This window comes from Actinoallomurus acanthiterrae (assembly GCF_054775715.1).
In genome coordinates this window covers 1,106,633-1,131,918 of the sequence record NZ_BAAHCO010000001.1, presented here as the reverse complement: position 1 = coordinate 1,131,918, position 25,286 = coordinate 1,106,633, and the positions used below count along the sequence as shown (strand labels likewise).

Here is a 25,286-nt window from a genome sequence, read left to right as displayed (position 1 = left end):
CGAACGTAAACCGTGACCGAGAGTGACCGAGCGAGCCCCGGCTCAGGGCAGGTGGGGCATGACCTCGGCGGCGAGGCGCTCCAGTTGGTCGGCGTCGTCGAAGAGCGGGGTGAAGAGGATCATCTCGGCACCCGCGTCGGCGACCTGGCGGAGCCCGTGGACGCACTCCTCCGGCGGGCCGTACACGGCGACGGGGGTCAGCTCCTCGCCGCCCGACCGGCCGTACAGGTGGTTCAGGGCGTCGGTGACGCGCTTGCGGGCACGGCCGGCGTCGTCGTCGACCGCCACGTAGACGCGCTTGGCGATGCGGAAGTCCTGACGGCCCGCCTCCGCGAGGGCGTCGCGTACGACGCGGACCTGTTCGGCGAAGCTCTCGGTCGTCTGGGAGCCGGCGCCGAAGAAGCCGTCGCCGTACCGGACCGCGCGGCGCAGCGCGTTGGGGTGGCTGCCGCCGAACCACAGCGGCGGGTGCGGCTTCTGGACCGGTTTCGGCTCCATGGCGGCGCCGTCGAGCTGCCAGAACCGCCCATCGAAGGTGATCTTCTGGTCGGTCCAGCAGGCCTTCATGAGCCGGACGCCCTCGGTGAAGCGGGTGACGAGGCCGTCCGGGTCGATGCCGAACGCCGCGAAGTCCCTCCCCCGCCCGCCCATGCCGACGCCGACCTCCAGCCGGCCCCGGCTCAGCTGGTCGAGCGTACTGAGGCTCTTGGCCAGGTGCAGCGGGTTGTGGAGGGTGCTGACGAACACCGAGCAGCCGAGCCGGAGGCGTTCGGTGCAGGCGGCCGCGTACGTCATGGTCTCGATCGGGCTGAAGCGGGGCGCCGAGCCGAGGACCTGTTCCTGGGTCCACGCGCTGTCGAAGCCGGCCTGCTCCGCTCGCGTCAGGTAGTCCCGGAACGCACCGGGTTCGAACTCGCCGTCACCGAAGGACTGTGGGATGGAGATCGCGAAGCGCACCCTCCGACACTACTCCGGCGGTCCCGGCCGGTCCGGCCGCCCCCGTACGGAGGAAGGCGCAGGTCGACAGCCTCTCGACGCGGCCTGGGCCGCCGGGTCAGCCCGGGCTCTCGGCGGGGAAGAGGATCGGGCTGAGGAGGTGGCGGACGCGGTCCGGCGAGGGCTCGTTCCGCATCCGGGAGACGATCACGTCGCGCAACTCGCCGATCATCTCGGCGCGCTCCTCGGGGCTGAGCCAGATGGCGTGCTGCCGGTAGCCGACGAGGTCGGCGGCCGGGTCGGCGTCGTCGCGGTCGAGGTAGGCGTTGAACTCGGCCAGCAGGGCGGCCATGGCCACCGCGAACACGCGGCGATGGTCCTCCCGTGACGTGGACGCGGCCGTCTCGGCGTCGATGACCGCGCGCTCCCGGCGCAGCCGGTACCGGCGTTCGACGGCGCCGCGCACCCGCTGCTCGCCGTCGACCTCGAGGAGGCCTCCCTCGGCCAGCAGGCCGACGTGCCGGTAGACGGTGGCCTTCGAGACGTCGGGCAGCAGCTCGCACAGCTGGGCGGTGGTGAGCGTCCGCCCGCCGGACATCGCGTGCACGACGCGGAGCCGTACCGGGTGGAGGAGCAGGTCCACGGTGTCCATGGCCCTACGATCTCACGTCTGATACCGTTCGCAAAGTTGAGAATGATGAACGAAGGAGTTGTCCGTGACCCGCGTGACACCGGAGACCCGGCCCCCGATGGGCCGCCTGTACGACGTCGGCGACCGGCGGCTGATGCTGCACCGCTCCGGTACCGGCGGACCGGCCGTGATCTTCCTGCCCGGAGCCGGTCTCGTCGGCCTGGACTACGTCAACACGCACGACCGCGTCGCCGAGCTGACCACGAGCGTGCTCTACGACCGGGCGGGCACCGGCTGGAGCGATCCGGCCGACCTGCCCCGTACGGCCGCCGCCGTCACCGACGAACTCCACGCCCTGCTGCCCGCCGCCGAGGTCCCCGCCCCGTACGTCCTGGTCGGCCACTCGCTCGGCGGCGCCTACGCACGCCACTACGCGCAGCGGTTCCCCGGCGAGGTGGCCGGGCTGCTCCTGCTGGACCCGACGCATGAGGACTTCCTCGTCCGCGCGCCGAAGCAGGTGCCGGAGATGCTGGAGAAGATGAAGAGCCAGGACCTGCCGGAGCCGACCGAGGAGCAGATCCAGCGCTCCCGCGAGCCACTGGCCCGGCACTTCGCGGCCTGGCCCGACTCCGTACGAGACGCGCTCGTCGAGCACCACCTCACCGCGTGGCGCACCGCGTGGAACGAGGACAAGAACCTCTACACCGAGGTCGCCGACGAGCTGCGACACGCGCCCGCCCTGCCCGACGTCCCCCTGATCGTGCTCACCGCCATGGGCCACGACCCAACGCAGGCCCACCTATGGCCTGGGGACCTCCTGCGCGAGATCAACGAGATGAAGCGCACGATCCACGCGGAGCTGGTCGCCTCGGTCCCCCACGGCGAGCATCGCGTCCTCGACGACGCCGGGCACGGCTGGATGCACGAGGAGCGCTCCGACGCCGTGCTCGGCGCCATCGCCGATCTCCTCCGCGCCGCGAAGAGCTGACCGTCCCGGGCCTCGGCGGAGCGCGCGTCCCGACCCCGGCGAAACGCGGTGCGCCGACCGTCCCGACCGGCGAAGCGCGGCGAACCGGCCGTCCCGACCGGCGAAGCGCGGCGAACCGGCCGTCCCGAGCCACCGTGTCAGGCGTCGCGCCGGTGCAGGATCCATGCGCCGGCCAGCAGCGCGGCGACCGCCCACGCGCCGGCTACGGCCAGACCCGCCGCCGGGCCGTACGGATCCGCGTCCCCTCGCATGAAGTGGTGCCCCGCGATGCTCGGCAGGGCGTCGGCGACCTTCTGCCCCGCGCCGCCGGCGACCCCGAGCAGGTTCGGCACCACCATGAGGACCAGGAAGACGGAGGTCAGGGTGCCGACCGCGCTGCGGAGCACCGCGCCGACTCCCAGTGTGAACACCCCGACGACGGCGACGTACACACCGACGCTCAGCGCGTCGGCGACCACCCCCGTCACCGGGAACGTCCCCCACCTCCCCAGCATCGGGTGGGCCACCCCGGCGCCCAGCAGCCCAAGGACGGTCCCGATCGCGAACATCACGGGTGCGAGCACGGTCGCCTTGGCCAGCAGCATCCGGTGTCGTACCGGGGTCCAGAGCAGCGTCGAACGGATCAGGCCGGTGGAGTACTCCGACGTGATCATCAGCATCGCGGGCGCGATGACCACGACCTGGACCAGGCTCATCGCCGAGATCGCCAGCGCACCGGCGGAGGTCACGCCAGGGTGAACGCGGTCGGTGTGCGTGTTGTCGTAGACGTGCGAGACGGCGAGCTGCGCGCAGACCGCCGCCGTCACCACCGCCGCGCTCAGCAGGCACCACCAGGTGGAGCGGACCGACCACAGCTTCGTCCACTCCGCCGTGATCGCGCCCCGCAGCCCGCCGTCTCGCGTACGGGAAGCCCGGTGGGCCGTCGTCGTGACCGCCATCGCTCAGACCCGCCCTTCCAGCGCCGCCGCCGTCCCGTACTCGACGCTGTCGGCGGTCAGCTCCATGTACGCCTGCTCGAGCGACGCCGTCCGCACCTCCAGCCCGTGCAGCGGAACCGCCAGCCGGTGAGCGAGGTCGCCCACCCGTTCGACGGAGCCGTCGCGGACGGCGAGTTCGTGGCCGGAGATCCGCTCCACCGCCGACCGGTCCGCGGCGAGCGCGTCGGCCAGTGCGCTCAGCCGTTCCGGCTCGGGGCTGCGGACGACGACCCGGCTGCGCGAGCTGCCGCCGAGCACCTCGGCGATCGGTGAGTCGGCCAGCAGCCGGCCCTTTCCGATCACGATCAGCTGGTCGGCGGTCAGCTGCATCTCGCTCATCAGGTGGCTGGAGACCAGGACCGTGCGGCCCTCGCCCGCCAGCGACCGCGCCAGCTCCCGTACCCACCGGACCCCGTCGGGGTCCAGGCCGTTCACCGGCTCGTCGAACAGGAGCACCTCCGGGTCGCCGAGCAGCGCGCCCGCGATCCCGAGCCGCTGGCTCATGCCCAGCGAGAACGTCCCCACCCGCCTGCGCGCCACCGACGTGAGGCCGACGGTCTCGATGACCTCGCCCACCCGGCGGGCCGGGATGCCGTTGCTGCGCGCCATCGCCAGCAGGTGCGCGCGGGCGCTTCGCGCGGGGTGCACGGCCTTGGCGTCGAGCAGCGCGCCGACCCTCCGCAGCGGGTTCCGCAGCGTGGCGTACGGCCGCCCGCAGATGAGGGCCTCGCCCCCGGTCGGCCGGTCCAGCCCGAGGACCATCCGCATGGTGGTGGACTTGCCTGCTCCGTTCGGGCCCAGGAACCCGGTGACCCTGCCCGGCAGGACGTCCAGAGACAGGTCCCGCACCGCCGTCGTCTCGCCGTACCGCTTGGTCAGCCCACGAAGGGTGATCATCGCCTCTCCCCGGTCGCTGTCGATGACTGCGAACCTAGGGTTCGGCGGACCGGCGCCACACCGCACGATCGGCACCACGGGCCCCTGACCTTCGTCAGGTCGGTCCGGCCACGCGACCTGGGCCTCCCCCGAGGTCACCCAGGGCGCGGTTCGGACGGTTCACGGACGGGCGCCCAGGCTGGTCACCCAGCCCATCGACTCGTACGTCACGGTCCGGATGAGCGTCTTGCGGTTATGGGACTCGTGGGCGAGGAGCCGGCCCGTCTTCGGATCGATGATCAGGCGGATGCCGAATGTGTCATCAGGGTCATCAGGCCTCTTGGTCAGCACGGCGCCCTTGCGGCCGGCCGGGTCGGTGGCAGTGCCGACGTATTGGATGCCCGGCTGCTTGGCGAGCAGCCGGTACACCGCGGCCTTCGCGCCCGGCGTCAGCGGCCCGGCCAGCAGTTCCGACGCCTCGCTGAACAGGTATTTGGCGAACGTGTCATCTGTCAGCTCATCGCGGCGCTGCTCCGCTTCTTGCTTCTCGTGCTGGTACCAGGTGCGCAGCACCCGTTCGAGGGCCGCCGGGTCGGTAGGGAGCTTCAGCAACGCGCCGGTCGTCTTGTCCCGGTCGGTAAGGGAGCTACTCGAGAAGACAAGGTCGGTCACGCGCGGCTTCACGGTCATGTCCAGACCCCACCGCCGCCTCTCCCGGAGACTCATCCGCTTCCACTTGGCCTCATCGGCCGGAGTAGGGAAGGTGATCTTGGGATCGATGCCGACCATCACCCGGCTGTTGCGATCGCGGCCGTGCCAGCCGTCCCGCGTCGTGCTCACGTACGCGGTCAGGAGCGGGGTGGGCAGTCCGCGCCCGGGCTTCATCTCGCCGAACGTCCTGACCAGTGAGGTTTCGCGCACGCGGGTGTACCAGTAGGTCCCGGTGGTCGCGGGCGCCTTGGCGGCGCTGTCGGCGCTGGCCAGGAGCACGGCGCGCGCATCCATGATCCGTACGGTCCCCGATGGGGCCGGTCGGGCTCCTCCGGCGCCTCGCGAACCGTCGGTGGCCACGATGACGCCCGCCGCGGCGGCGGCGACCGCGCCGGCCGCCAGACCGGCCACCAGCACGCGCGGCACCCGGCGTCGTACGGGGGGCGCGGAAACGGCTCCGTCGGATCCGCCGCCGTCCCACGCCTTGGCGAGGTCCTGTTCGCGGCGGCGGGCGTGCGTCTCGGCGACCACGGTGTCCAGACCCGCGGGCTTGAGCGTGCGGAACATGTCCTCGGCGTTGTCGTTCATCTGGACTCCAGGGTTCATCGGGACGCCTTGTCGGCGACGCGGCGAGAGGCAGGGTTGCGGGCCCCTGCGGCGGCGTTCTCGATCGCCTTGGCGAGGCGGCGGCGGGCACGGTGCAGGCGGACGAAGAACGCCGCGGTCGAGCAGCCGACGACCTTGGCGGCATCGCGCGGGGCGAGGCCGTGCCACATGACGAGCGAGAGCACCTCGAGGTCGTTCTCGGACATCCCGGCGATGGCCGCCAGGGCACTGTCCCGCTCGACGACGTGGTCCGCGACGTCCCACGCGACGAGGTCGTCATCGGTGGTCATCGCGGCGACCCGGTCGGCCAGCGCGCGTCTTCGGTAGCCGCTCTCCCGTTGTTTGAGCAGCAGGTTGCGGGCCACGCCGATGAGCCAGGGCAGCGCCGGGTCGCGGATGTGGTCCAGGCGGCGCCACGCGACGACGAACGTCTCGCTGACGATGTCCTCGGCCATGTGCGGCTCGGTGCGGGTGATCACGTAGGCGAGCACGCGCCGGTAGTGCTCGTCGTAGAGCTCGGTGAAGCGTCTCCGGGAATCCTCGGAGTCCGCCATGGAATCCCCGCCCTTCGTTGAGTCGGTGACCTTTCACCAGTACTTCCGACGGCCCGTCCGGCGTTTACCGATCATTCCGGAGAAAATCGGATCAGGCGGTAGGCACGGTCGTTACCTGGGACGTAATCGACCCGGCTCCCTCTCCGCTGGGACGCTTCACGACGTCAGGGAACGTGAGATCCACGAGAGGGAGTCACCGATGTTCTTCGAGACCGCCGACGGGACCCGCCTGGCGTACGAGGACTACGGGCAGGGCCGGCCGATCGTCTTCGTCGCCAGCTGCATGCTCAGCACCGACATGTGGGAGTACCAGATCCCCTTCTTCGCCGAGCGGGGTTACCGGTGCATCGCCCTGGACCGCCGTGGCCACGGGCGGTCAGACCGCCCTTCCGGCGGATACGACCTGGACACCACCGCCGACGACCTGGCCGCGCTGATCGAGCACCTCGACCTGCGGGACGTCGTCCTCGTCGGCCACTCGCTGGGCGGCGCCGAGGTGGCCCGCTACCTCGCCCGCCACGGCGAGGAGCGCGTCGACCGCGCGGTGTTCATCTCCGCGATGCTGCCCTTCCTGAAGCTGACCGACGACAATCCGGCCGGCATCCCGGAGGCCCTTTTCGACGCCATGTCCGCCAAGATCCGTACCGACCGGCCGAAGTGGCTGTCCGACCAGGCGCAGGTCTTCTTCGCCACCCACCTCGGCCCGGCCGTGTCCCCGGCCCTCATCGACTGGATGATCCGGGAGTGCGAGGCCACCTCGCCGTGGGCAGTGCTGAAGTTCCAGCACGCGTTGTTCCACACCGACCACCGCGCGGGACTGCGGAACATCACCATCCCCACGCTGGTCGTCCACGGCGCCGCGGACTTCTCGGCACCGGTGGACGTGACCGGCCGCCGCACCGCCGAGCTCATCCCCGGCGCGGTGTACAAGGAGTACCTCACCGCCGGACACGGCATCTTCGCCAGCCACCAGGACGAGCTCAACGCCGACCTGCTCGACTTCATCAAAGGCTGACGCCCCGCATCAGCGGAAGTCGGCGGCGTGGTCGGTCGCCCACTGGGCGAACGTGCGGCCGGGGCGGCCGGTGACCTCCTCGACCGTGGGCGAGACCCAGGCGTTGCCGTCGAGGTACCGGCCCATCTCCAGGAACCATTCGATGACCTGCTCCGGGTACCGGTCCTTCCAGTGTTCGCGGGCCTCGTCGGGGGTGAGCTCGACGAAGCGGACCTCCCGGCCGACGGCCTCGCCGATCAGCCGTACGGCGTCGCGGCGTCGTACGGGCTCCGGGCCGGTCGGGACGTAGGTCTTCCCCGCGTGACCCTCGTCGAGCAGGGCGGCCATGGCGACCGCGGCGATGTCGGCCTCGTGGACCATCGCGCTGGTCCAGTCGCCGAACGGCGCCCGGACGGCGCTCTCCGTCCGGATCGACCCGGCCCACTCCCGGGTGTTGGCCATGAACTCGCCCGGGAAGATGTGCGTCCATTCCAGGCCGGAGCTCTCGATGGCCTTGTGCAGGGCGCGATGGTCCGACTCGATGGGGTCGTCGTCGTCGCGGCTGGGGTCGTTGTGGCCGAGATGGACGATCCGCCGTACGCCGGCCTCCGCGGCCAGGTCGAGGATCCGTCGGCCGGTGGTCAGCGACTCGCCGATGGCGACGAGGTGCATCCGGTCGACCCCGCGCAGGGCGGGGACGAGGGTCTCGGGCCGGCCGAAGTCGCCGGCGACCACCTCGGCCCGCGCGGGCAGGGCGGCGGCCGCGCGGGAGCCGGGGTCCCGCGTCACGGCCCGTACCTCGTGGCCCGCGGCCACGAGTTGACGGACGAGGCTGCTCCCGACGGTGCCGGTCGCTCCGGTGACAAGTATCGGCATGGCGTTCCCCTGGAATCCGCGGCGGAATGTGGGCACGGCGAAACAAGGCCCTTTCCGGGGCCGGGTTCGCGGTGCTCTCATCCTCACCGGCGGATTCGGGCGGGGCAAACGCGAACATGCTGTTCACATTCGGCGCTGACCTGCGGGAACGCGGCGACGACCGAAGGCGGGAAAGGGGATTTCCGCAGCGCTTCTTACCTGCTCAGCCGGGTATTACCCGGCGATTCCGGCGGCGATTTCGAGATTCCCCGCGCCGGCGGCGGTGCGGAGGGCGGCGACGGCCGTGCGGATGGCGGGGCGGCGGGCCGCCTCGGCGCGCCATATGCCGTAGATGTGGCGGGTCAGCGCGGGGCGTACGGCGACGATGCGGACGCCCGGCGGCACGTCGCAGCGCCCCAGGCGCGGCAGGACGGCGGTGCCCAGACCGGCGGCGACGAGGGCGAGCTGGGTCGCGTACTCGTCGGCGGTGTGGTTGATCCTCGGCTCGAGACCGGCGGAGCGGAGGGTGTGCTCGAGCCAGTCGCGGCAGATCGCGCCGGCCGACTGGGCGATCCACGCCTCGCCGCGCATGTCGTGCAGGTCGATGACGTGGCGGCCGGCGAGCGGGTGGCCGGCGGGCAGGGCCAGGTCCGCGACGTCGTCGAGGAGGGGCGCCTTGACCAGGCCGTCCGGGATCGCGAGCGGCACGTTGAACCAGTCCTGCACGATGCCGAGGTCGATCTCGCCGCGTGCGATGAGGGGCACGGCCGAGTGCGGCTCCTGTTCGCGGAGGGAGACGGTCAGGCGGGGGTGCTCCGTGGCGAGGAGGGCCAGCGCGGGCGGCATCAGGCCGCGCGCGGCGGTGGGGAACGCCGCGACCGACAGCTCCCCGACGACGGCCCCGCGGTGTGCCTCCAGGTCGGACTCGGCCGCCTCGACCATGGCGAGAATGCGCTCGGCGTGCGCGGCGAGCAGGGCGGCGGCGTCGGTGAGGCGGACGCCCCGGCCGTTGCGCTCCAGGAGCTTCTGCCCGGTCTCGCGCTCCAGCTTCGCGACCTGCTGGGAGACGGCGGACGTCGTGACGTGCAGCACCTCGGCGGCGGCACTGACGGAACCGTACGTGGCCACGGCGTTGAGGGCGCGCAGCCGCTCCAGATCCAGCATGTAGTCATGCTACACGGAAGGCTTAAGGAATATTCGCTTGTCCTAAAGCATCGTGCACCGGACGATCGGGGACATGAGACCTCGCCACGTCGCCATCGCGGTGATGATCGCCGCGATCTGGGGGATCAATTTCGTCGTCATCCACGTCGGACTCGGCGCCCTGCCGCCGCTGCTGTTCGCCGCACTGCGCTTCGTCGCGGCGGCGTTCCCCGCCGTCCTGTTCGTCCGCCGGCCGACGATCCCCTGGCGACGGATGGCGCTCATCGGCCTGCCGCTCGGCGTGGGGCAGTTCGGCCTGCTGTTCATCGGCATGCACATGGGCATGCCGGCCGGGCTGGCGTCGCTCGTCCTGCAGACCCAGGCGTTGTTCACCGCGGCCTTCGCCGTGTTGACGCTGGGCGAGCGGATGCGACGCGCCCAGATCGCGGGCATGCTCGTGGCGTTCACCGGCATCGTGGTGATCGCCGTCTCGCTGGGCCAGGGCGGACCCGTGCTCGCGTTCGTGCTCTGCGTCGTCGCGGCGGGCATGTGGGGGCTGGCCAACATCGGGATGCGGAAGGCGCAGCCGCCGGACATGTTCGCGTTCATGGTCTGGGTCAGCCTCGTGCCGCCGCTGCCGCTGCTCGCCCTGTCCCTGATCTTCGAGGGGCCGCGCGCGGACCTGCACGCGCTGACGCACATCGGCGCGGGCGGCCTGGGCGCGCTCGTCTACATCGCCTACCTGTCGACGCTGGTCGGGTTCGGCCTCTGGGGCTGGCTGCTGCGCCGGTACGACGCCGGCCAGGTCGCGATCTACTCGCTCCTCGTGCCGCTGTTCGGCATGTCCTCGGCGGCGCTCGTCCTCGGCGAGGACATCACGGTCACCGACGTCGTCGCGGCCTGCCTCATCGTCGGCGGTGTCGCCCTCAGCAGCCTCCGCCGCCGTACGCCGTCCGTGGCCACGCCCGACGCCGTCCTCGCCCCGACCCGCTGAAGGAAGGCCCCATGCCGCACGGAATCCACGTCCCCCTCGTCACGCCGTTCGGATCCGACGGGACCCTCGACGTCCCCTCACTCGAACGCCTGGCCCACCACGTCCTCACCGAAGGCGCCGCGGGACTGGTCGTCCTCGCCACCACGGGCGAGGGCTCGCTGCTCACCACCGACGAGCGCCGGACGGTGATCACGACCTGCCGGAGGATCAGCGACGCGTACGGCACGCCGCTGACCGTCGGGGCGGGCACGAGCGGCACCGACGAGTCGATCCGGCAGGCGGTGGACCGCGGGGTCGCCGCGGACCTGCTGCTCACCGTCGTGCCGTACTACGTGCGCCCCACCGACGAAGGCGTCCTCGACCACTTCGCGGCGATCGGTGCGGCGGCCGGCGTGCCGCTGCTCGTCTACAACATCCCGTACCGCACCGGGAAGACGCTGCGCCCGGAGACGCTCCTCAAGCTGCTCACCACCGGGTACGTCGCCGGGATCAAGCACTGCGCCGGAGCGATCGACGCGGACACCCTCACCCTGCTGGCCGAAGGGCACGGCGTGCTCGGCGGCGACGACGCGTTCCTCTACCCGCTCCTGCAACTCGGCGCGGCGGGCGGGATCACGGCTTCGGCGAACGTCGCCCCGGCCGCGTTCGCCGCCATGGCCGACGCCGTACGGGACGGGGACGCCGCCCGCGCGCGTGACCTGCACAACGCCCTGCTCCCCCTGGTGAACGCGCTGTTCGCCGAGCCCTCCCCCAGCGTGATCAAGGCGGTGCTCGCCGAGCAGGGGCTGATCGCCGACGCCACCGTACGGTCGCCGCTGCGGCCACCGGCCGCCGCCTCGGTGACCGCCGCGCTCGACCGGCTGCGACCATTGGGGGCATGAGGATCGGATTCGGCGCCCCGGTGTCGGGGGCATGGGCCACCCCACGGAACGTCGGTCACTTCGCCGAGAAGGCGGAGGACCTCGGGTACGCGTCGCTGTGGACGTTCCACCGCCTTCTCACCCCGGCCGACAAGGAGGCGCTGGCGCCGGTCTACCGCAGCGTGCTCGACCCACTCATCACGCTGGCGTACGCCGCCGCCCGCACGTCCCGCATCCGGCTCGGCGTCTCGCTGATCAACTTCCCGTTCGTCACCCCGGTGTACCTCGCCAAGGAGACCGCCTCACTCGACGTGCTCTCCGGCGGCCGGCTCGACCTCGGGCTGGGCGCCGGCTGGCAGCGTGAGGAGTTCGTCGCCAGCGGCACGTCACCGGAGCGGCGCGGCAGGCGGGCCGAGGAGTTCGTCGCCGCGCTGCGCACCCTGTGGGAGGACGAGGTCAGCTCGTTCGACGGGGAGTTCCATACGATCCCGGCGAGCCGGCAGGCGCCCAAGCCCGCGCAGCATCCGCACCCGCCCGTGCTGCTCGGCGGCGTCGCGGAGGCCGCGCTGAAGCGCGCCGGCCGGATCGCGGACGGCTGGCTCAGCCGCAGCGCCACCGACCTGTCCCGCATCCACGAGCAGATCGCGGTCGTCCGGCGCGCCGCCGAGGAGGCGGGCAAGGACCCCGACGCGGTGCGCGTCGTCGTCCGCGGCGCCGTACGGGCGGGCGAGGAGGCCCGCGACGAGTCCGGCGAGCGCCTGCGCCTGTCCGGGTCGTACGAGCAGATCCGCGAGGACGCGGCCTGGCTCGGCGAACAGGGCGTCACCGAACTGTTCTACGACCTCAACTGGGACCCGCTCGTCGGCGCCCCCGACCTCGAACCCGCCTCCGCCACCGCCCGCGCCGACGAGATCGTCGAGGCCCTCGCCCCGAGCGCCTGAGCGGTGACGGGACCGGCGATCGGGGCTGAGAACCGACCGCTCGGTCTGTCGCAGTCGGTCACTACCATCGCCGCGCATGGACATCACGGGTAAGAAGATCGTTTTCAGTGGCAGATTCCACGGCCTGTCCCGGGACGAGGCGACGGCGCACGCCGAGGCGCTGGGTGCCATCGTCCAGAAGACCCCGTCGCAAAACGTCGACCTGGTCTTCCGCAGCCGCGATTCCGGCCTCCAGTACGGCAAGGTCATCGGCGTCCCGGTCCTGACCGAGGCCGCGTTCCGCCACCTGCTGCCCGACGACCGGCCCGCCGAGCCTCCGGCCGTGTTCGCGGACCCCGCCGCGATCGCCGAGGCCGACGCCGACAAGCTGCGCGCGATCCTGGAGGCCGCCGACTGGACGGCGTTCACCCCCGACCGCGACCTGCCCGGGTTGCGCACGCGGCTCGCCGAGATCGAGGCGTCGCAAGGGATCACCGAAGCACACCGGCTCGCCACCGCGCGGATCACCGGGGCGAAGGACGCCGCCCGCCTCCACCACCCCTACGTTCACGTCGGGGACGTCCGCTCCGCCGCGTTGAGCCCCTGCGGCCGCTGGCTCGCCGTCGGCAGCGGAATGGAGATCCCCGGCCAGGGCTCGCCCAGCAGCGACTGGGAACGTTCCTACCGCCACGGCGGCACCCTCCAGATCTTCGAAGTCGCCACCGGCCGGTCGGTCAACGGAATGCGCAACTCCAACGCCATCCTCGGCGGCGTCGGCTGGGACGACTACCGGGGTGCTCTGCGCTGGTCGGCCGACTCGACCCGCCTCGCCGCCGCGTACAACACCAACGTCATCGGCGTCTGGGATCCCTTCGACGACTATGCCTACCCGATCGCGAGCGCGGCCGTCACCGACGGCGCCTCCCGCCCACCCCAGTTCGGCTTCAGCCCGGACGGGCACAGCGTATGGGTGAACGTCCGCACCGACGGCGTCGTGTGGGGTGCGATCGCCAACGTCGAACGCGGCGACGTGATGTGGGATCCCGGCTACGGCACGAGGAAGCGGCCCTACGGCGGCGACTTCACCACCCTCGCCGAGGACGCCCCCGGGCATGTCGCCGAGGCCCTCGGCCCGCGGTTCAACAGCGAATCCACCTTCTACGTCGAATGGTGCCCCGGCTGGTCGCCCGACGGCCGCTTCCTGCGCTTCGTGAGCGCCGACTTCGTCTTCGCCGTCGCCACCGCCGACGGCCGCGTCGCCTGGATTCGGGGGCACGGCGGTCGCGCCGACCACTGGGCCACCGAGGTCCCCGTCGAGTTCAGCCCGTGCGGGCGGTACGTCGCCTGCACCGGACGCGATGGCATCGTCATCGCCGACGCGGTGACCGGCGAGGTCCTCGCCCGTCACGAAATCGCCGCCGAAGGCCTCGTCTGGTCGCCCGACGGCGAACGGGTCGCGGCGCTCGCCTACGGCGAGGCCGTGCACCTGGTCGACATGGGCGAGGAGCGAAGGCGCGGCATGCCCGCCGGGCCACGCGCTCGCTGCTCGAAGATGCCCGACGTCCTCGGCTTCGCCTGGTCGCCCGACGGGACCCGAGGCGTCGTCCGCACCGCCGACGGGGCCGAGGTCTGGTCGCTGGCGGGCGAGCCGGAGCGGCTGGCCGTGCTCGACGCCCCCGAGGACGCCTGCGGCGTGCTGTGGGGCGCGGGCGACGTCATCGTCCTCATCGGGCCGGAGACGGTCCGTTTCACCCGCCCGGACGGGACGGCCGTCGGCGAGGTCGCCTTTCACGCCACCGCGACCGGTCGCAGGCCGCTCGAACGCGATGGCACGGACCACGGTGGCTACCACCACATCAACCCGACCTTCCCGCTCGACGAGCAGACCCTCGCGGTCGCCTTCGACCGCGAGGACCTGGTCATCGCGCAGGCCGGCAGGGAGTCCGAGGTGGACGCCAAGGCGGCCTGGACGGTCGGCTCCCGTTACTCCTGGCCGCTGCGCTGGGGTGCCACGAGGTTCGCCGCCGACGCGCGCGAGGCCTACGATCACGCCGTTGCCGAGGATTGGCCGCTGCGCCACACCCTCGCCGACGTTCTCGGCGTCCAGCGGTACTGAGGCGGCAGGCGAGACCACTCCGGACCGTGGTCACAGGTCGCCGCGGTACCAGGCGTCGACCTCGGCGTCGAGGGCCGCCTGGTCGAGCCGGGGCGGCCTGGCGTTCTCGGCCCACCGCCGGATGAGGCGGGCGAGGACGTCCACGGTCTGGTCGGTCACGACCTGATGGACGGCGAAGAAGGCGGCGATCGGATCGTCGGCATCGCAGCGGGCGCACAGCAGGATCTCCGTCGTGCCGCTGACCTCGGTGCCCTGTTCGGTCCGCCAGCCGTGGGGAACCCGCAGTGCGGCGAGGATGTCCCCGGCGCACCGCGGGCAGGCCCGGGACATCGGGAGCGGATTGCGCGCGGGCTCGGCGGTCATGCGCCGACCGCGTTCGCGCCGAGGAGGGACTTGATGTCCCCGAAGAACGACGGCTCCGGCTGGACGCGGAATCGGTCGAGGTCGATCAGCAGCCCCTTCGTGCCCGGGCGCCGCGGCTGCAGTCTCAGGTGCACGGGAGCGCGGCCGGGATGGGAGTCCAGGATGCGCTTCAGCTCCCGGACCAGGTCGGCCGACACCCGGGCCTCCGGGAGAGAGATCACCACGGGCGGCTCTCCGTCGCTCACCTGAGAGACGTCGAGGACGGTGACCTCCTCGCCGTAGACGCTCAGGGTCTCGTCCCGGACGTTGATCCGGCCACGGATCGAGACGACCCGGTCCTCGGCCAGCGCCTCGCCGTAGAGGGTGTGGCTCTTGGGGAAGATCAGGCACTCCACGGACGCGTCGTGGTCCTCGAGGGTGACGATCGCCCAGGGGCTGCCCTGCTTGGTGACCTTGCGCTGCAGGCCGGAGATGATCCCGGCGACCCGCACGAACCCGTCCGTACGGCCGGAGGACAGCAGCCCGGCGAGCGTGCTGTCGCGGGCGGCCTCCAGGACCCGCTCGGCGCCGTCGAGGGGGTGTGAGGAGACGTACAGGCCGAGCATCTCGCGTTCGAACGTGAGCAGGGTGCTCTTGTCCCACTCGCCGTCTGGGATGGCGATGGAGAACGCTCCTCCGGGGTCGTCCTCGGGTTCGTCGACGCCCCCGAAGAGGGAGTCCTGGCCGCGGGCCTCGTTGCGTTTGACGTCGATGATCGAGTCGATGGCCTGCTCGTGGACCATGACCAGGGCCTTGCGGTGGTGGCCGAGACCGTCGAACGCGCCGGCCTTGGCGAGGGACTCGATGACGCGCTTGTTGCAGACGCTCGCGGGGACCTTGGTCAGGAAGTCGTTGAAGCCGGTGTAGGCGCTCTGCTCCTTCCGGGTCGCGACGATCGCGTCGACGACGCCCGCGCCGACGTTGCGGATCGCGCCGAGCCCGAAGCGGATGTCCGTCCCGACGGCGGCGAAGTTCAGCACGGACTCGTTGACGTCGGGAGGCAGGACCTTGATGCCGAGACGCCGGCAGTCCGACAGGTAGACCGCCATCTTGTCCTTGTCGTCACCGACCGAGGTGAGCAGCGCGGCGAGGTACTCGGCCGGGTGGTTCGCCTTCAGGTACGCGGTCCAGTAGGAGACGATGCCGTACCCGGCGGTGTGGGACTTGTTGAACCCGTACCCGGAGAAGGGGACGAGGACGTCCCAGACGGCCTTGGTCGCCTCCGCGGAGAAGCCGTTGCCGGCCATGCCCGCCGAGAACGTCTCCCACTGCTGGTCCAGCACCTCCTTCTTCTTCTTGCCCATCGCGCGGCGCAGCAGGTCCGCGCCGCCGAGGGAGTATCCGGCCAGCTCCCGGGCGATCGCCATGACCTGCTCCTGGAAGACCACCAGGTGGTAGGTGTCGCCCAGGATCGGTTCGAGCGCCTCCTTCAGCTCCGGGTGGATCGGCTCGACCTCCTGCCGGCCGGTCTTGCGGAGCGCGTAGTTGGTGTGGGCGTTCATCTCCATCGGGCCCGGCCGGTACAGGGCGTTGACCGCGGCGATGTCGGTGAACACCGTCGGCTGCATCAGCCGCAGCAGGATCCGCATGCCGCCGCTGTCGAGCTGGAACACCCCGAGCGTGTCGCCCCGCGCCAGCAGCTCGTACGTCGTCCTGTCGTCCAGGGGCACGTCGCGGATGTCGATCTCGACGCCCTTGTTGGCCTTGACGTTGGCGATGGCGTCGTTGATGACGGTGAGGTTGCGCAGGCCGAGGAAGTCCATCTTCAGCAGGCCCATGTCCTCGGCCTGCGTGAAGGGGAAGCCGGTGATGACCGGACCGTCCTGTTTCGGTTTCACCAGGGGAAGCACGTCGATCAGCGGATCGGACGACAGGATCACGCCGGCGGCGTGGATGCCGGTGCCGCGGGTCAGGCCCTCGACGCCGACGGCGGTGTCGACGACCCGCTTGACGTCCGGCTCCTCCTCGTACATCTTGCGCAGCTCGGCGGCCTCCCCGTGACGCGGGTGGTTCGCGTCGTGGATCGCCGACAGCGGGATCTCCTTGCCGCCGGCGGCGGCGGGGAACGCCTTGGTGATGCGGTCGCCGAGCGCGTACGGGTAGCCGAGGACCCGGCAGGCGTCCTTGACGGCGGCCTTGGCCTTGATGGTGCCGAAGGTGACGATCTGGCAGACCCGGTCGTCGCCGTACTTGCGGGTGACGTAGTCGATCATCTCGTCGCGGCGGCGGTCGTCGAAGTCGAGGTCGACGTCCGGCATGGTGACGCGCTCGGGGTTGAGGAACCGTTCGAAGATCAGTTTGTGCTCGATCGGGTCGAGCTCGGTGATCTCGGTGCAGTAGGCGACCATCGACCCGGTCGCCGATCCTCGGCCGGGTCCGAGGCCGATGCGGTTCTCGCGGGCGTACCGGCAGATGTCGGCGACGACGAGGAAGTAGCCGGGGAAGCCCATGTCGTCGATCACGGACAGCTCGTAGTCGATGCGGTCCAGGACCTCCTGGGGCGGGTCGCCCTGGTAGCGGCGCCGCGCGCCGGCCAGGGTCTCCTTCCGCAGCCAGGACGACTCGGTCTGTCCCTCCGGCACGGGGAACTTCGGCATCAGGTCGCGGTGGGCGAAGACGTCGCCGTAGTCGCCGACGCGCTCGGCGATCAGGAGGGTGTTGTCGCAGGCGCCGGGGACCTCGCCGTCCCACAGGGAGCGCATCTCCTCGGCGGTCTTGAGGTAGTAGCCGGACCCGGAGAAGCGGAAGCGGTTCTGGTCGGCGAGCTGCTTGCCGGTGCCGATGCACAGGAGGGCGTCGTGCGCGGCGGCCTGGTCCTCGGTCACGTAGTGGGAGTCGTTGGTGGCCAGCGGCGGCAGGCCGAGTTCGCGGCCGAGCCGCATCAGGTCGTCGCGGACTCGCCGCTCGATCGCGAGGCCGTGGTCCATCAGCTCCAGGAAGTAGTGGTCCTTGCCGAAGATGTCCCGGTACGTCGCGGCGGCCTCGACCGCCTTGTCGTACTGGCCGAGACGGATCCGGGTCTGCACCGCGCCCGACGGGCAGCCGGTCGTGGCGATGATGCCCCTGCCGTGCTCGGCGAGCAGTTCGTCGTCCATCCGCGGGTACTTCTGGACGTGGCCTTCGAGCCAGGCACGCGACTGGAGACGGAACAGGTTCCGCAGGCCCTCGGCGTCGGTGGCCCACATGGTCATGTGGGTGTACAGGCCGCGGCCCGCGACGTCGCCGCCCTCGCCGGTGTCGTCGTTCGACTTGCGCAGCGAGAGGTTGTCGGACCAGAACACCGACTGCTTGTGGAACCGCGACGCCGGGGCGACGTACGCCTCGATGCCGATGATCGGCTTGACGCCCGCCTTGTTCGCCGAATGATAGAACTCGTACGCGCCGTACACGTTGCCGTGGTCGCTCATCGCGACGGCGGGCATCCCCAGCCGGTCGGCCTCTCCCATGAGGCGCCCCACCTTCGCGGCGCCGTCGAGCATCGAGTACTCCGTATGTACATGCAGGTGGACGAACGAACCCACCGGTCACTCCCTTAGGTTGTACGTCTCAGCGGCGTCCGTCATTCGACCGAAAGGGAGCGTGGGGTGTCCAACAACCGACACGCCGATCCGCGACAGCCATCGGTTGTGCACCGAGGTGAGCCGGACCTGCACCTCGCGGCCGTCCGCGCCTTCGTCGCCGTCGCCGAGGAGCGCTCCTTCAGCGAGGCGGCCGTCCGCCTCGGCCTGAGCCAGCAGGCGGTCTCCAAGCGCGTCGCACGGCTCGAAGCCGATCTCGGTACGGTGCTCTTCCACCGCTCGCACGGTGGAACCGAGGTGACCGAGGACGGCGCGACGTTCCTCACGAACGCGCGTGCGCTCATCGCCCTCGCCGACCAGGCCGTCATGCTGCTGCGCGACCGGCGCCGGGCCCTGCGCATCGACGTGCACCGTAAATGGGTGGCGTCGATCGACATCGTCCGCGGGTTCCACGAGGCCGTCGACGAGGTCGACCTGGAGATCGTGACCTCGAACGGATTCACCGAGGCACTGCCCGAACTGGCCCGCGGATCGATCGACGCCTTCTTCGCCCGAGCCACCGGGGACCTCGGCGAGGACATCGAGTGCACACCCGCCTACCTCGAACCGCTCCACCTCCTGGTCGGCCGTGGGCACCCGCTCGCCGACCGGCGCGAGGTGAAGATGTCCGAACTGGCGGGCACGACGATCTGGATGCCGGGGATCGCCCGGCCTGACACCGAATGGGCGGAGTTCTACCGCTCCCTCGGCGACGACTTCGCCGTAAAGTTCGACACGTCCGGCCGCCCCCTCTTCGGCCACGAGCACCTGGTGGAACGCGTCGGATCGGACGACCTGGCCACCTTCAACGGGGACCGGACACGGCTCCCCTGGCGCCCCGACGTGGTCCAGATCCCGCTCACCGCGCCCACTCCCGCGTACCCGTGGTCGCTGCTGTGGCACGGCCGTAACCGCCACCCGGTGCTGCGCTCCCTGGTCTCCCACGTCACGGGGCGCTACCGGCCTTTCGACCCGCAGCGCCAGTGGATCCCGGCTCCCGACCGGTCCCGCTTCACCGCCCCGGCCCGATCGTGAAGCGGACGGTCAACAGTGCGTTGCCGAACTCGTCGTTGTTCGCCCGAAGCGCTCCGTCCACGCTGATCACGGACACCCCTACGGCGGCCTGACCAGGCGCGCACCGTCGCGGTCAGCGAACGGTGAGCGGACGGTGAGCGGCCCCGGCGAAGGTGTCTCTCATCGATCCCTCGCAGGGAAAGGACAGGGACGTGAACGTCAAGGCGGGCACGAAGGAATGGGTCGGGCTGGCGGTACTGGTGCTGCCGTGCCTGATCGTCTCGATGGACGTGAGTGTGCTGCTGTTCGGGATGCCGTTCATCAGCGCCGACCTCAAGCCATCCGGCACCCAGCTGCTGTGGATCATGGACATGTACGGCTTCGTGCTCGCCGGCATGCTGATCACCATGGGTGCGCTGGGCGACCGCATCGGCCGGCGCCGGCTGTTGCTCATCGGCGCCGTGGCCTTCAGCGCGGCGTCGGTCGCCGCCGCGTACTCCACCAGCGCCGGGATGCTCATCGGCGCTCGCGCGGTGCTGGGGCTGGCGGGCGCGACGTTGATGCCCTCGACGCTGGCGCTGATCCGCAACATGTTCCACGACTCGGGCCAGCGCAAGACCGCGATCGCGGTGTGGACCGGCGCCATGACCGGCGGGGTCACCGTCGGGCCGATCATCGGCGGTCTGCTGATGGACCACTTCTGGTGGGGCTCGGCGTTCCTGCTCAACCTGCCCGCGATGGCGCTGCTCCTGCTGCTGGGCCCGGCACTGCTGCCGGAGTTCCGCAACCCCGCCGCCGGCCGGTTCGACCTGCTCGGCTCGCTGCTGTCGCTGGGCGCCGTGCTACCGGTCATCTACGGCATCAAGGAGCTCGCCGTGGACGGCTACGCGCTGGTCCCGGTGCTCTCGATCGCCGCGGGTCTCGCCGTCGGGGTCGTCTTCTGGCACCGCCAGCGGACGATCGCCCACCCGCTGATCGACCTGCGGCTGTTCCGGCACCGGACCTACAGCGCGTCGGTGAGCGTCAACGCGGTGACCAACTTCGCAATGCTCGGCTTCAGCTTCTACACCATGCAGTACCTGCAGGTCGTCCACGACATGAGCCCGTTCAAGGCCGCACTGTGGTCGCTGGCGGTCATGCCGTTCATCATGGTCGCGATGACGATCGCCGGGATCGCCGCCAAGAAGGTCCGCCCCGCCTTCGTCATCACCGCCGGGCTGCTGGTGTCGGCCTGCGGGCTGGCCGTGACCACCCAGGTCCACGTCCACCAGAACCTGGCCGTCATCCTGACCGGCGCCGGGCTGCTCGCCGCCGGCATGCTCGTGGCCACCTCACTGACCGCCGACATGATCCTGGCCGCCGCCCCCGCCGAGCAGGCGGGCGCCGCCTCGGCCGTCTCCGAGACCGGCAGCGAGTTGGGCGGGGCGCTCGGCTTCGCGATCCTCGGCTCGATCGGCACCGCCGTCTACCACCACCAGATGGCCGGCGTACGGGTGACCGGGATCCCCGCCGAGACACTGCGGGCGGCCCGCGACACCCTCGGCAGCGCCGCCCACGTCCCCGGCCACGGCGGCCTGGCCCTCCTGGAGGCCGCCAAGACCGCCTTCACCCACGGCCTGAACGTCACCGGCCTGTCCGGCGGCATCGTCCTGGCGACCGCGGCCCTGATCACCCTCGTCGTCCTCCGCGACGTCCCGGTCTCGGCCCCCGCCCAGGACACCGCCCCCGCCGAGCAGACGCCCGACCTCGAGATGATCCGTCGATAGAGGCGAGAGTCCCGTGCGTCCGGCCTCCGGCCGATCGCACGGGATCCGCGCTCAGGCGATCGGGGAATTCACATCGCCGGGGAGCACCAGCTGGGGAACCTGGCTGAACCGCCAGCCCTTGCCATCCCGGGTGAACACCCAGACCACGTCGAAGCGTTTGCCGGCCCACTTGGCGGGCGGCTTGGGATGAACCGCTCCCATGGCGGCGACGATGTCCGGGATCGCGCTGTGCTCCCAGCAGACCAGGACGTTCCCGTGAGCGGAGGCGAGCTTCTTACCGAGCGCGGCCTCGTCACCCTTGCCGTAGGAGAGCTTCGGCTGCAGTCCGAGCCTGGCTGCCAGCGGCGTTATCGTCTCGCTGTGACGCAGGCCCTTGTCGCCGTTCGGCTGGGCCGCGTAGATGGTGGCAGGCCGCACCAGCCCGGCGCGGAGGCTCCCTTTCTGGGGAGCGAAGAGGTCCACCAGCGCCCCTGCCCGCTGCCACCCGCGTACGGTGAGCGACCCGTCGTTCTGCTGGCCGTCCTCGGTGACGCCGAACGGAGCGCCCTTCGACGGCGGCTTCTCTCCATGGCGGATGATCATTACGGTGTCGGCGCCCACGGCCGACTCGCCGTCGTGCGCCGAAGCGCCGACGACGTTCCTCGACCTGCCGTCACATCCCGCAGCGAGCGGTACGGCCGCCACCGCGCCACCGGCGGTCAGCAGACGCAACAGAGAACGGCGAGAAGTGTCAGAACCCATCGGTGCTCCTTGTCCGGCGTAAGTCGCGTCCATGAGCTCCCCGGGACACGGCCGCGAGAGATAGGCGAGACACTACCCCCAAGATCAATTAGCCGCCCCGGCCTTCGACAGACTCACTGCCCACACCGTGGACACACGACTGCCCGAGTTGACCCGATTGCTCCTCATGACGGTGGCTCCCGCCTAGTCATCACAGACGAATTCGCCGACGTCGACGGAGCGGACGCCGTTGTCATCTACGGGTCGTGGGCCGCTCGCTATCACGGCGAACCGGGGCCACCGCCGAACGACATCGATGTCCTCGTACTCGGCCGGCGGCGGCAAGGAGCGACGTCTACGACGCCGTCGACCGCGCTCAACAGCGCATCCCCCTATGACTCAGCCACGTACGACGAGGTGAGGGAGGCTCTCGCTGACGCCGAGCGGATCATCTCGGCCGTTGAGAAACTGCTCCCCCACCTCGGACTCTTCTGAGTCGGCGTTCAGGCGGCTTCGGCGGCGGCGCGGGCGGCGTGGGGGAGGGCGTCGGTGATGCGGTCCAGGGCCGCGGTGTCGTGGGCGGCCGAGAGGAACCAGGCCTCGTACGCCGACGGGGGCAGGTAGACGCCGTGGTCCAGGGCCGTGTGGAAGAACGCGGCGTAGCGGCGGGTGTTCTGCCGCTGGGCGTGCTCGAAGTCCAGGACCGCCTCGTCGGTGAAGAAGATCGAGAAGAGGTTGCCCGCCGTCTGCAGGCGGTGTGGCACGCCCTCCTTGGTCAGGGCCTCCGTCGCGGCCTCGGCGACGACCCTTGCGGCGTGGTCGATGCGGGCGTACACCTCGTCGGTGGCGGCGCGGAGGGTGGCCAGGCCGGCGGCGGTGGCCAGGGGGTTTCCGGACAGGGTGCCCGCCTGGTAGACGGGGCCGGCCGGGGCGAGGCGGTCCATGATCTCGGCGCGTCCGCCGAACGCCGCCGCGGGCAGGCCGCCGCCCATGACCTTGCCGAAGGTGTACAGGTCGCCCTGGACGCCCTCCAGGCCGTACCAGCCGGCGCGGGAGACGCGGAAGCCCGTCAGCACCTCGTCGATGATGAGGAGGGCGCCGTACCGCTCGCAGATGCGCTTGAGGGCGGCGTTGAAGTCCTCGGTCGGCGGGACGATGCCCATGTTGGCCGGGCACGCCTCGGTGATGACGCAGGCGATCTCGTGGCCGTGCTCCCCGAACGTCTCCTCGACGGCGGCGATGTCGTTGTAGCGGAGCACGATCGTGTCGGCGGTGGCCGCGCCGGTGACGCCCGGCGAGTCGGGCAGGCCGAACGTCGCGACCCCCGACCCGGCCGCGGCCAGCAGCCCGTCGGCGTGGCCGTGGTAGCACCCGGCGAACTTCACGATCTTCGAGCGCTCGGTGAAGCCGCGCGCCAGGCGGATCGCCGACATCGTCGCCTCGGTGCCCGAGTTGACCAGGCGGACCTTGTCGATCGGCGTGCGGGCGACCATCTCCTCGGCCAGCAGGACCTCGCCCTCGGTGGGCGCGCCGTACGAGGTGCCGTGCTCGGCGGCCCGCCGGACCGCCTCGACGACCTCCGGGTGCCCGTGGCCGAGGATCATCGGGCCCCACGAGCAGATCAGGTCGACGTACTCGTTGCCGTCGGCGTCGACGAGGTACGGGCCGCGGGCCGAGGCGATGAACCGCGGGGTGCCGCCCACGGCCCCGAAGGCGCGCACCGGAGAGTTGACTCCGCCCGGTATGACCGCACCCGCCCGGTCGAACAGTGCTTCGGAACGATTCGTGGAAGTCACCCCACGAGTCTCCCAGACGTCATTCGCAGGCGTCGGCCAGGATCTCCAGTAGCCGCACCGGGTCCGGCAGCGGCGCGTCGTACGGCTCCCTGACCCAGGTCACCGTACGGTCGAACGGCAGCGCCGACGGCGGCGCGAGGACGTAGCTGTCGCGGCAGTGCCAGCGCATTCCCGGGCTGTCCTCGATGGTCTCGGGGACGGTGTCGAGGTGAGAGGGCCACCACTCGTCCTCGTCGACGGGCGCGCCGCGCGTGGCGACGAAGAAGAGATAACGCTCGTCACCGTGGGCGGCGACCGGCCCCACCGGGACGCCCTCCCGCTCCATCTGGTCGAGCGCCGTCCGCCCCGCCTTGGCCGGTACGTCGAAGACGTCGAAGACCCGGCCCGTCGGCAGCACGATGTTGGCGTCCGGGTCCGTCACCCACCAGCGCGCCAGCGTGTCGGTGTCGACCGTGGCCTGCCGCTGCCACACCTGCGACCGAGGATGGGCCGCCGGCGACGGGCAGCCGATCCGGTCGCAGGAACACGCTCGGGTGTCGTCGCCGGTATGTTCACCCGGATAACAGGGCCAGCCCAGGGCGGCGTACTCCTGGACCGCGGTGGCCATGCGCTCGCGTCGGGCCGACTCGCCCGTCTTGCGGCGGCCGGCCGATCGGTTCGTTCGCTTCGCTGATACATCCAGCATCCTGCTCCCCCTCCGCTCCTCTTCCGATGATGGCGCGCCGGTGTCTCGCGGGTTGCGGGAACCCCCGAAAAGCGGCGAAGCCGTGACCCGCCACCGGGCGGGTCACGGAGTGAACCCGCCGCGGTGAGCGGAGCGGCCGGGTCAGGTACGACCCGGCCGGGAAGCGAGTGAGGCGCCCGATCAGGCGCGCAGGGAGCGTGCGACCTCGGTGGCCCAGTAGGTGAGGATGATGTCGGCGCCCGCGCGGCGGATCGAGACGAGCGTCTCCATGATCGCTCGGTCACGGTCGATCCAGCCCTGGGCGGCGGCCGCCTCGACCATGGAGTACTCGCCGCTGACCTGGTACGCGGCGACCGGGACGTGGACCGCGTCGCGCACGCGGCGGATGACGTCGAGGTAGGTCAGCGCCGGTTTCACCATGACGACGTCGGCGCCCTCGTCCAGGTCGAGGAGGACCTCCCGGATCGACTCCTCGGCGTTGGGCGGGTCCTGCTGGTACGCCGACCGGTCGCCGAACTGCGGCGCGCACTCGGCGGCGTCGCGGAACGGCCCGTAGAACGCCGAGGCGTACTTCACGGCGTACGCCATGATCGCGACGTTGCCGTAGCCGCCCTCGTCGAGGGCGGTACGGATCGCGGCGACCTGGCCGTCCATCATGCCGCTCGGGGCGACGACGTCGACACCGGCTGCGGCCTGGGCGACGGCGACGGAGGCGTAGCGCTCCAGGGTGGCGTCGTTGTCGATCTCACCGGAGGGCGTGAGGATGCCGCAGTGCCCGTGGTCGGTGTACTCGTCGAGACACAGGTCGGCCGTGATCACTGTGGAGTCGCCGAGGTCGCCGCTCAGGTCGCGCAGCGCCTTCTGCACGATGCCGGCCGGGTCGTCGGCGGCCGAGCCGCGGCCGTCCTTGACCGCGGGGATGCCGAACAGGATCAGCCCGCCGACGCCGGCCTCCACCGCCTCGTGCGCGGCCTTGCGCAGGGACTCCCTGGTGTGCTGCACGACGCCCGGCATCGACGCGATCGGCTGCGGCTCGGCGATGCCCTCCTTCACGAAGAGCGGCAGCACCAGGTCGCTCGGGTGCAGGTGCGTCTCGGCGACGAGACGCCGCAGAGCCGGGGTGCGACGAGCCGGCGGGGGCGTACGACAGGGAACTGCGCGGTCACGGTGACCTTCTTTCAGGGC

The 25,286-nt window shown here is 71.2% G+C and carries 21 protein-coding genes and 1 pseudogene; 8 read left to right on the top strand and 14 right to left on the bottom strand.

The window, feature by feature from the left end:
- Positions 1 to 42 precede the first annotated feature (42 nt).
- Entirely contained in the window at positions 43 to 957 is a 915-nt protein-coding gene (locus tag ACYVF7_RS05560) for an LLM class flavin-dependent oxidoreductase (RefSeq protein ID WP_460335851.1), read from the bottom strand.
- 97 nt (positions 958 to 1,054) lie between these two features.
- The gene (locus tag ACYVF7_RS05555; protein WP_460335848.1) at positions 1,055 to 1,588 is read right to left on the bottom strand and encodes a helix-turn-helix domain-containing protein; all 534 of its coding nucleotides are present in this window, start codon (positions 1,586 to 1,588) and stop codon (positions 1,055 to 1,057) included.
- Positions 1,589 to 1,652: 64 nt separating this feature from the next.
- Between ACYVF7_RS05555 and ACYVF7_RS05550 the strand changes: the two genes are divergently transcribed.
- Positions 1,653 to 2,555: an alpha/beta fold hydrolase gene (locus ACYVF7_RS05550; protein ID WP_460335846.1), complete on the top strand. Its 903-nt coding sequence runs from the start codon at positions 1,653 to 1,655 to the stop codon at positions 2,553 to 2,555.
- 137 nt (positions 2,556 to 2,692) lie between these two features.
- On the opposite strand, the gene ACYVF7_RS05545 is transcribed toward ACYVF7_RS05550, so the two are convergent.
- From ACYVF7_RS05545 to ACYVF7_RS05530, 4 genes are all read right to left on the bottom strand, one after another.
- Positions 2,693 to 3,493: an ABC transporter permease gene (locus ACYVF7_RS05545; protein ID WP_460335844.1), complete on the bottom strand. Its 801-nt coding sequence runs from the start codon at positions 3,491 to 3,493 to the stop codon at positions 2,693 to 2,695.
- Between the two features lie 3 nt (positions 3,494 to 3,496).
- On the bottom strand, positions 3,497 to 4,429 hold the full coding sequence (locus ACYVF7_RS05540) for an ATP-binding cassette domain-containing protein (RefSeq protein WP_460335841.1): 933 nt from the start codon (positions 4,427 to 4,429) through the stop codon (positions 3,497 to 3,499).
- A gap of 159 nt (positions 4,430 to 4,588) precedes the next feature.
- Entirely contained in the window at positions 4,589 to 5,725 is a 1,137-nt protein-coding gene (locus ACYVF7_RS05535) for a CU044_5270 family protein (protein ID WP_460335838.1), read from the bottom strand.
- On the bottom strand, positions 5,722 to 6,279 hold the full coding sequence (locus ACYVF7_RS05530) for an RNA polymerase sigma factor (protein WP_460335835.1): 558 nt from the start codon (positions 6,277 to 6,279) through the stop codon (positions 5,722 to 5,724). The genes ACYVF7_RS05535 and ACYVF7_RS05530 overlap by 4 nt, the downstream gene beginning before the upstream one ends.
- A 199-nt stretch (positions 6,280 to 6,478) precedes the next feature.
- Here ACYVF7_RS05530 and ACYVF7_RS05525 point away from each other — a divergent pair, with 199 nt between their 5' ends.
- Positions 6,479 to 7,294: an alpha/beta fold hydrolase gene (locus tag ACYVF7_RS05525; RefSeq protein ID WP_460335832.1), complete on the top strand. Its 816-nt coding sequence runs from the start codon at positions 6,479 to 6,481 to the stop codon at positions 7,292 to 7,294.
- 9 nt (positions 7,295 to 7,303) lie between these two features.
- Here ACYVF7_RS05525 and ACYVF7_RS05520 read toward each other — a convergent pair whose 3' ends face one another.
- Positions 7,304 to 8,149 carry an NmrA family NAD(P)-binding protein gene (locus ACYVF7_RS05520; RefSeq protein ID WP_460335829.1) on the bottom strand — a complete coding sequence of 282 codons (846 nt, stop codon included), beginning with the start codon at positions 8,147 to 8,149 and terminating at the stop codon, positions 7,304 to 7,306.
- A gap of 213 nt (positions 8,150 to 8,362) precedes the next feature.
- Entirely contained in the window at positions 8,363 to 9,292 is a 930-nt protein-coding gene (locus ACYVF7_RS05515) for a LysR family transcriptional regulator (protein ID WP_460335826.1), read from the bottom strand.
- A gap of 73 nt (positions 9,293 to 9,365) precedes the next feature.
- On the opposite strand from ACYVF7_RS05515, the gene ACYVF7_RS05510 reads away from it, so the two are divergent.
- The 4 genes from ACYVF7_RS05510 to ACYVF7_RS05495 all read left to right on the top strand — a co-directional run bounded on the left by ACYVF7_RS05510 (position 9,366) and on the right by ACYVF7_RS05495 (position 14,161).
- Positions 9,366 to 10,265: an EamA family transporter gene (locus ACYVF7_RS05510; RefSeq protein ID WP_460335823.1), complete on the top strand. Its 900-nt coding sequence runs from the start codon at positions 9,366 to 9,368 to the stop codon at positions 10,263 to 10,265.
- 11 nt (positions 10,266 to 10,276) lie between these two features.
- Entirely contained in the window at positions 10,277 to 11,146 is an 870-nt protein-coding gene (locus ACYVF7_RS05505; RefSeq protein WP_460335820.1) for a dihydrodipicolinate synthase family protein, read from the top strand.
- Positions 11,143 to 12,066: a TIGR03619 family F420-dependent LLM class oxidoreductase gene (locus ACYVF7_RS05500; protein ID WP_460335817.1), complete on the top strand. Its 924-nt coding sequence runs from the start codon at positions 11,143 to 11,145 to the stop codon at positions 12,064 to 12,066. The genes ACYVF7_RS05505 and ACYVF7_RS05500 overlap by 4 nt, the downstream gene beginning before the upstream one ends.
- Before the next feature lie 76 nt (positions 12,067 to 12,142).
- Positions 12,143 to 14,161, top strand: coding sequence for a hypothetical protein (locus tag ACYVF7_RS05495; protein ID WP_460335814.1), 2,019 nt, complete (start codon positions 12,143 to 12,145; stop codon positions 14,159 to 14,161).
- Between the two features lie 30 nt (positions 14,162 to 14,191).
- On the opposite strand, the gene ACYVF7_RS05490 is transcribed toward ACYVF7_RS05495, so the two are convergent.
- Together ACYVF7_RS05490 and dnaE are read right to left on the bottom strand one after the other, a co-directional pair.
- The gene (locus ACYVF7_RS05490; RefSeq protein ID WP_460335811.1) at positions 14,192 to 14,524 is read right to left on the bottom strand and encodes a DUF6300 family protein; all 333 of its coding nucleotides are present in this window, start codon (positions 14,522 to 14,524) and stop codon (positions 14,192 to 14,194) included.
- Entirely contained in the window at positions 14,521 to 18,084 is a 3,564-nt protein-coding gene (gene dnaE, locus ACYVF7_RS05485; RefSeq protein WP_460335808.1) for a DNA polymerase III subunit alpha, read from the bottom strand. The genes ACYVF7_RS05490 and dnaE overlap by 4 nt, the downstream gene beginning before the upstream one ends.
- A 63-nt stretch (positions 18,085 to 18,147) precedes the next feature.
- On the opposite strand from dnaE, the gene ACYVF7_RS05480 reads away from it, so the two are divergent.
- Both ACYVF7_RS05480 and ACYVF7_RS05475 read left to right on the top strand, forming a co-directional pair.
- The gene (locus ACYVF7_RS05480) at positions 18,148 to 19,155 is read left to right on the top strand and encodes a LysR family transcriptional regulator (protein ID WP_460335805.1); all 1,008 of its coding nucleotides are present in this window, start codon (positions 18,148 to 18,150) and stop codon (positions 19,153 to 19,155) included.
- A 191-nt stretch (positions 19,156 to 19,346) separates the two neighbouring features.
- Positions 19,347 to 20,900 (top strand): MFS transporter, encoded by a 1,554-nt coding sequence (locus ACYVF7_RS05475; protein WP_460335802.1) that lies wholly within the window; start codon positions 19,347 to 19,349, stop codon positions 20,898 to 20,900.
- A 51-nt stretch (positions 20,901 to 20,951) separates the two neighbouring features.
- Here ACYVF7_RS05475 and ACYVF7_RS05470 read toward each other — a convergent pair whose 3' ends face one another.
- From ACYVF7_RS05470 to hemB, 4 genes and pseudogenes are all read right to left on the bottom strand, one after another.
- On the bottom strand, positions 20,952 to 21,641 hold the full coding sequence (locus ACYVF7_RS05470; RefSeq protein WP_460335799.1) for a hypothetical protein: 690 nt from the start codon (positions 21,639 to 21,641) through the stop codon (positions 20,952 to 20,954).
- Between the two features lie 482 nt (positions 21,642 to 22,123).
- On the bottom strand, positions 22,124 to 23,416 hold the full coding sequence (hemL, locus tag ACYVF7_RS05465; protein ID WP_460335796.1) for a glutamate-1-semialdehyde 2,1-aminomutase: 1,293 nt from the start codon (positions 23,414 to 23,416) through the stop codon (positions 22,124 to 22,126).
- A 19-nt stretch (positions 23,417 to 23,435) separates the two neighbouring features.
- Entirely contained in the window at positions 23,436 to 24,101 is a 666-nt protein-coding gene (locus ACYVF7_RS05460) for a bifunctional DNA primase/polymerase (RefSeq protein ID WP_460335793.1), read from the bottom strand.
- 180 nt (positions 24,102 to 24,281) lie between these two features.
- Positions 24,282 to 25,267: pseudogene (gene hemB / locus ACYVF7_RS05455) on the bottom strand (porphobilinogen synthase).
- Positions 25,268 to 25,286: the final 19 nt, after the last annotated feature.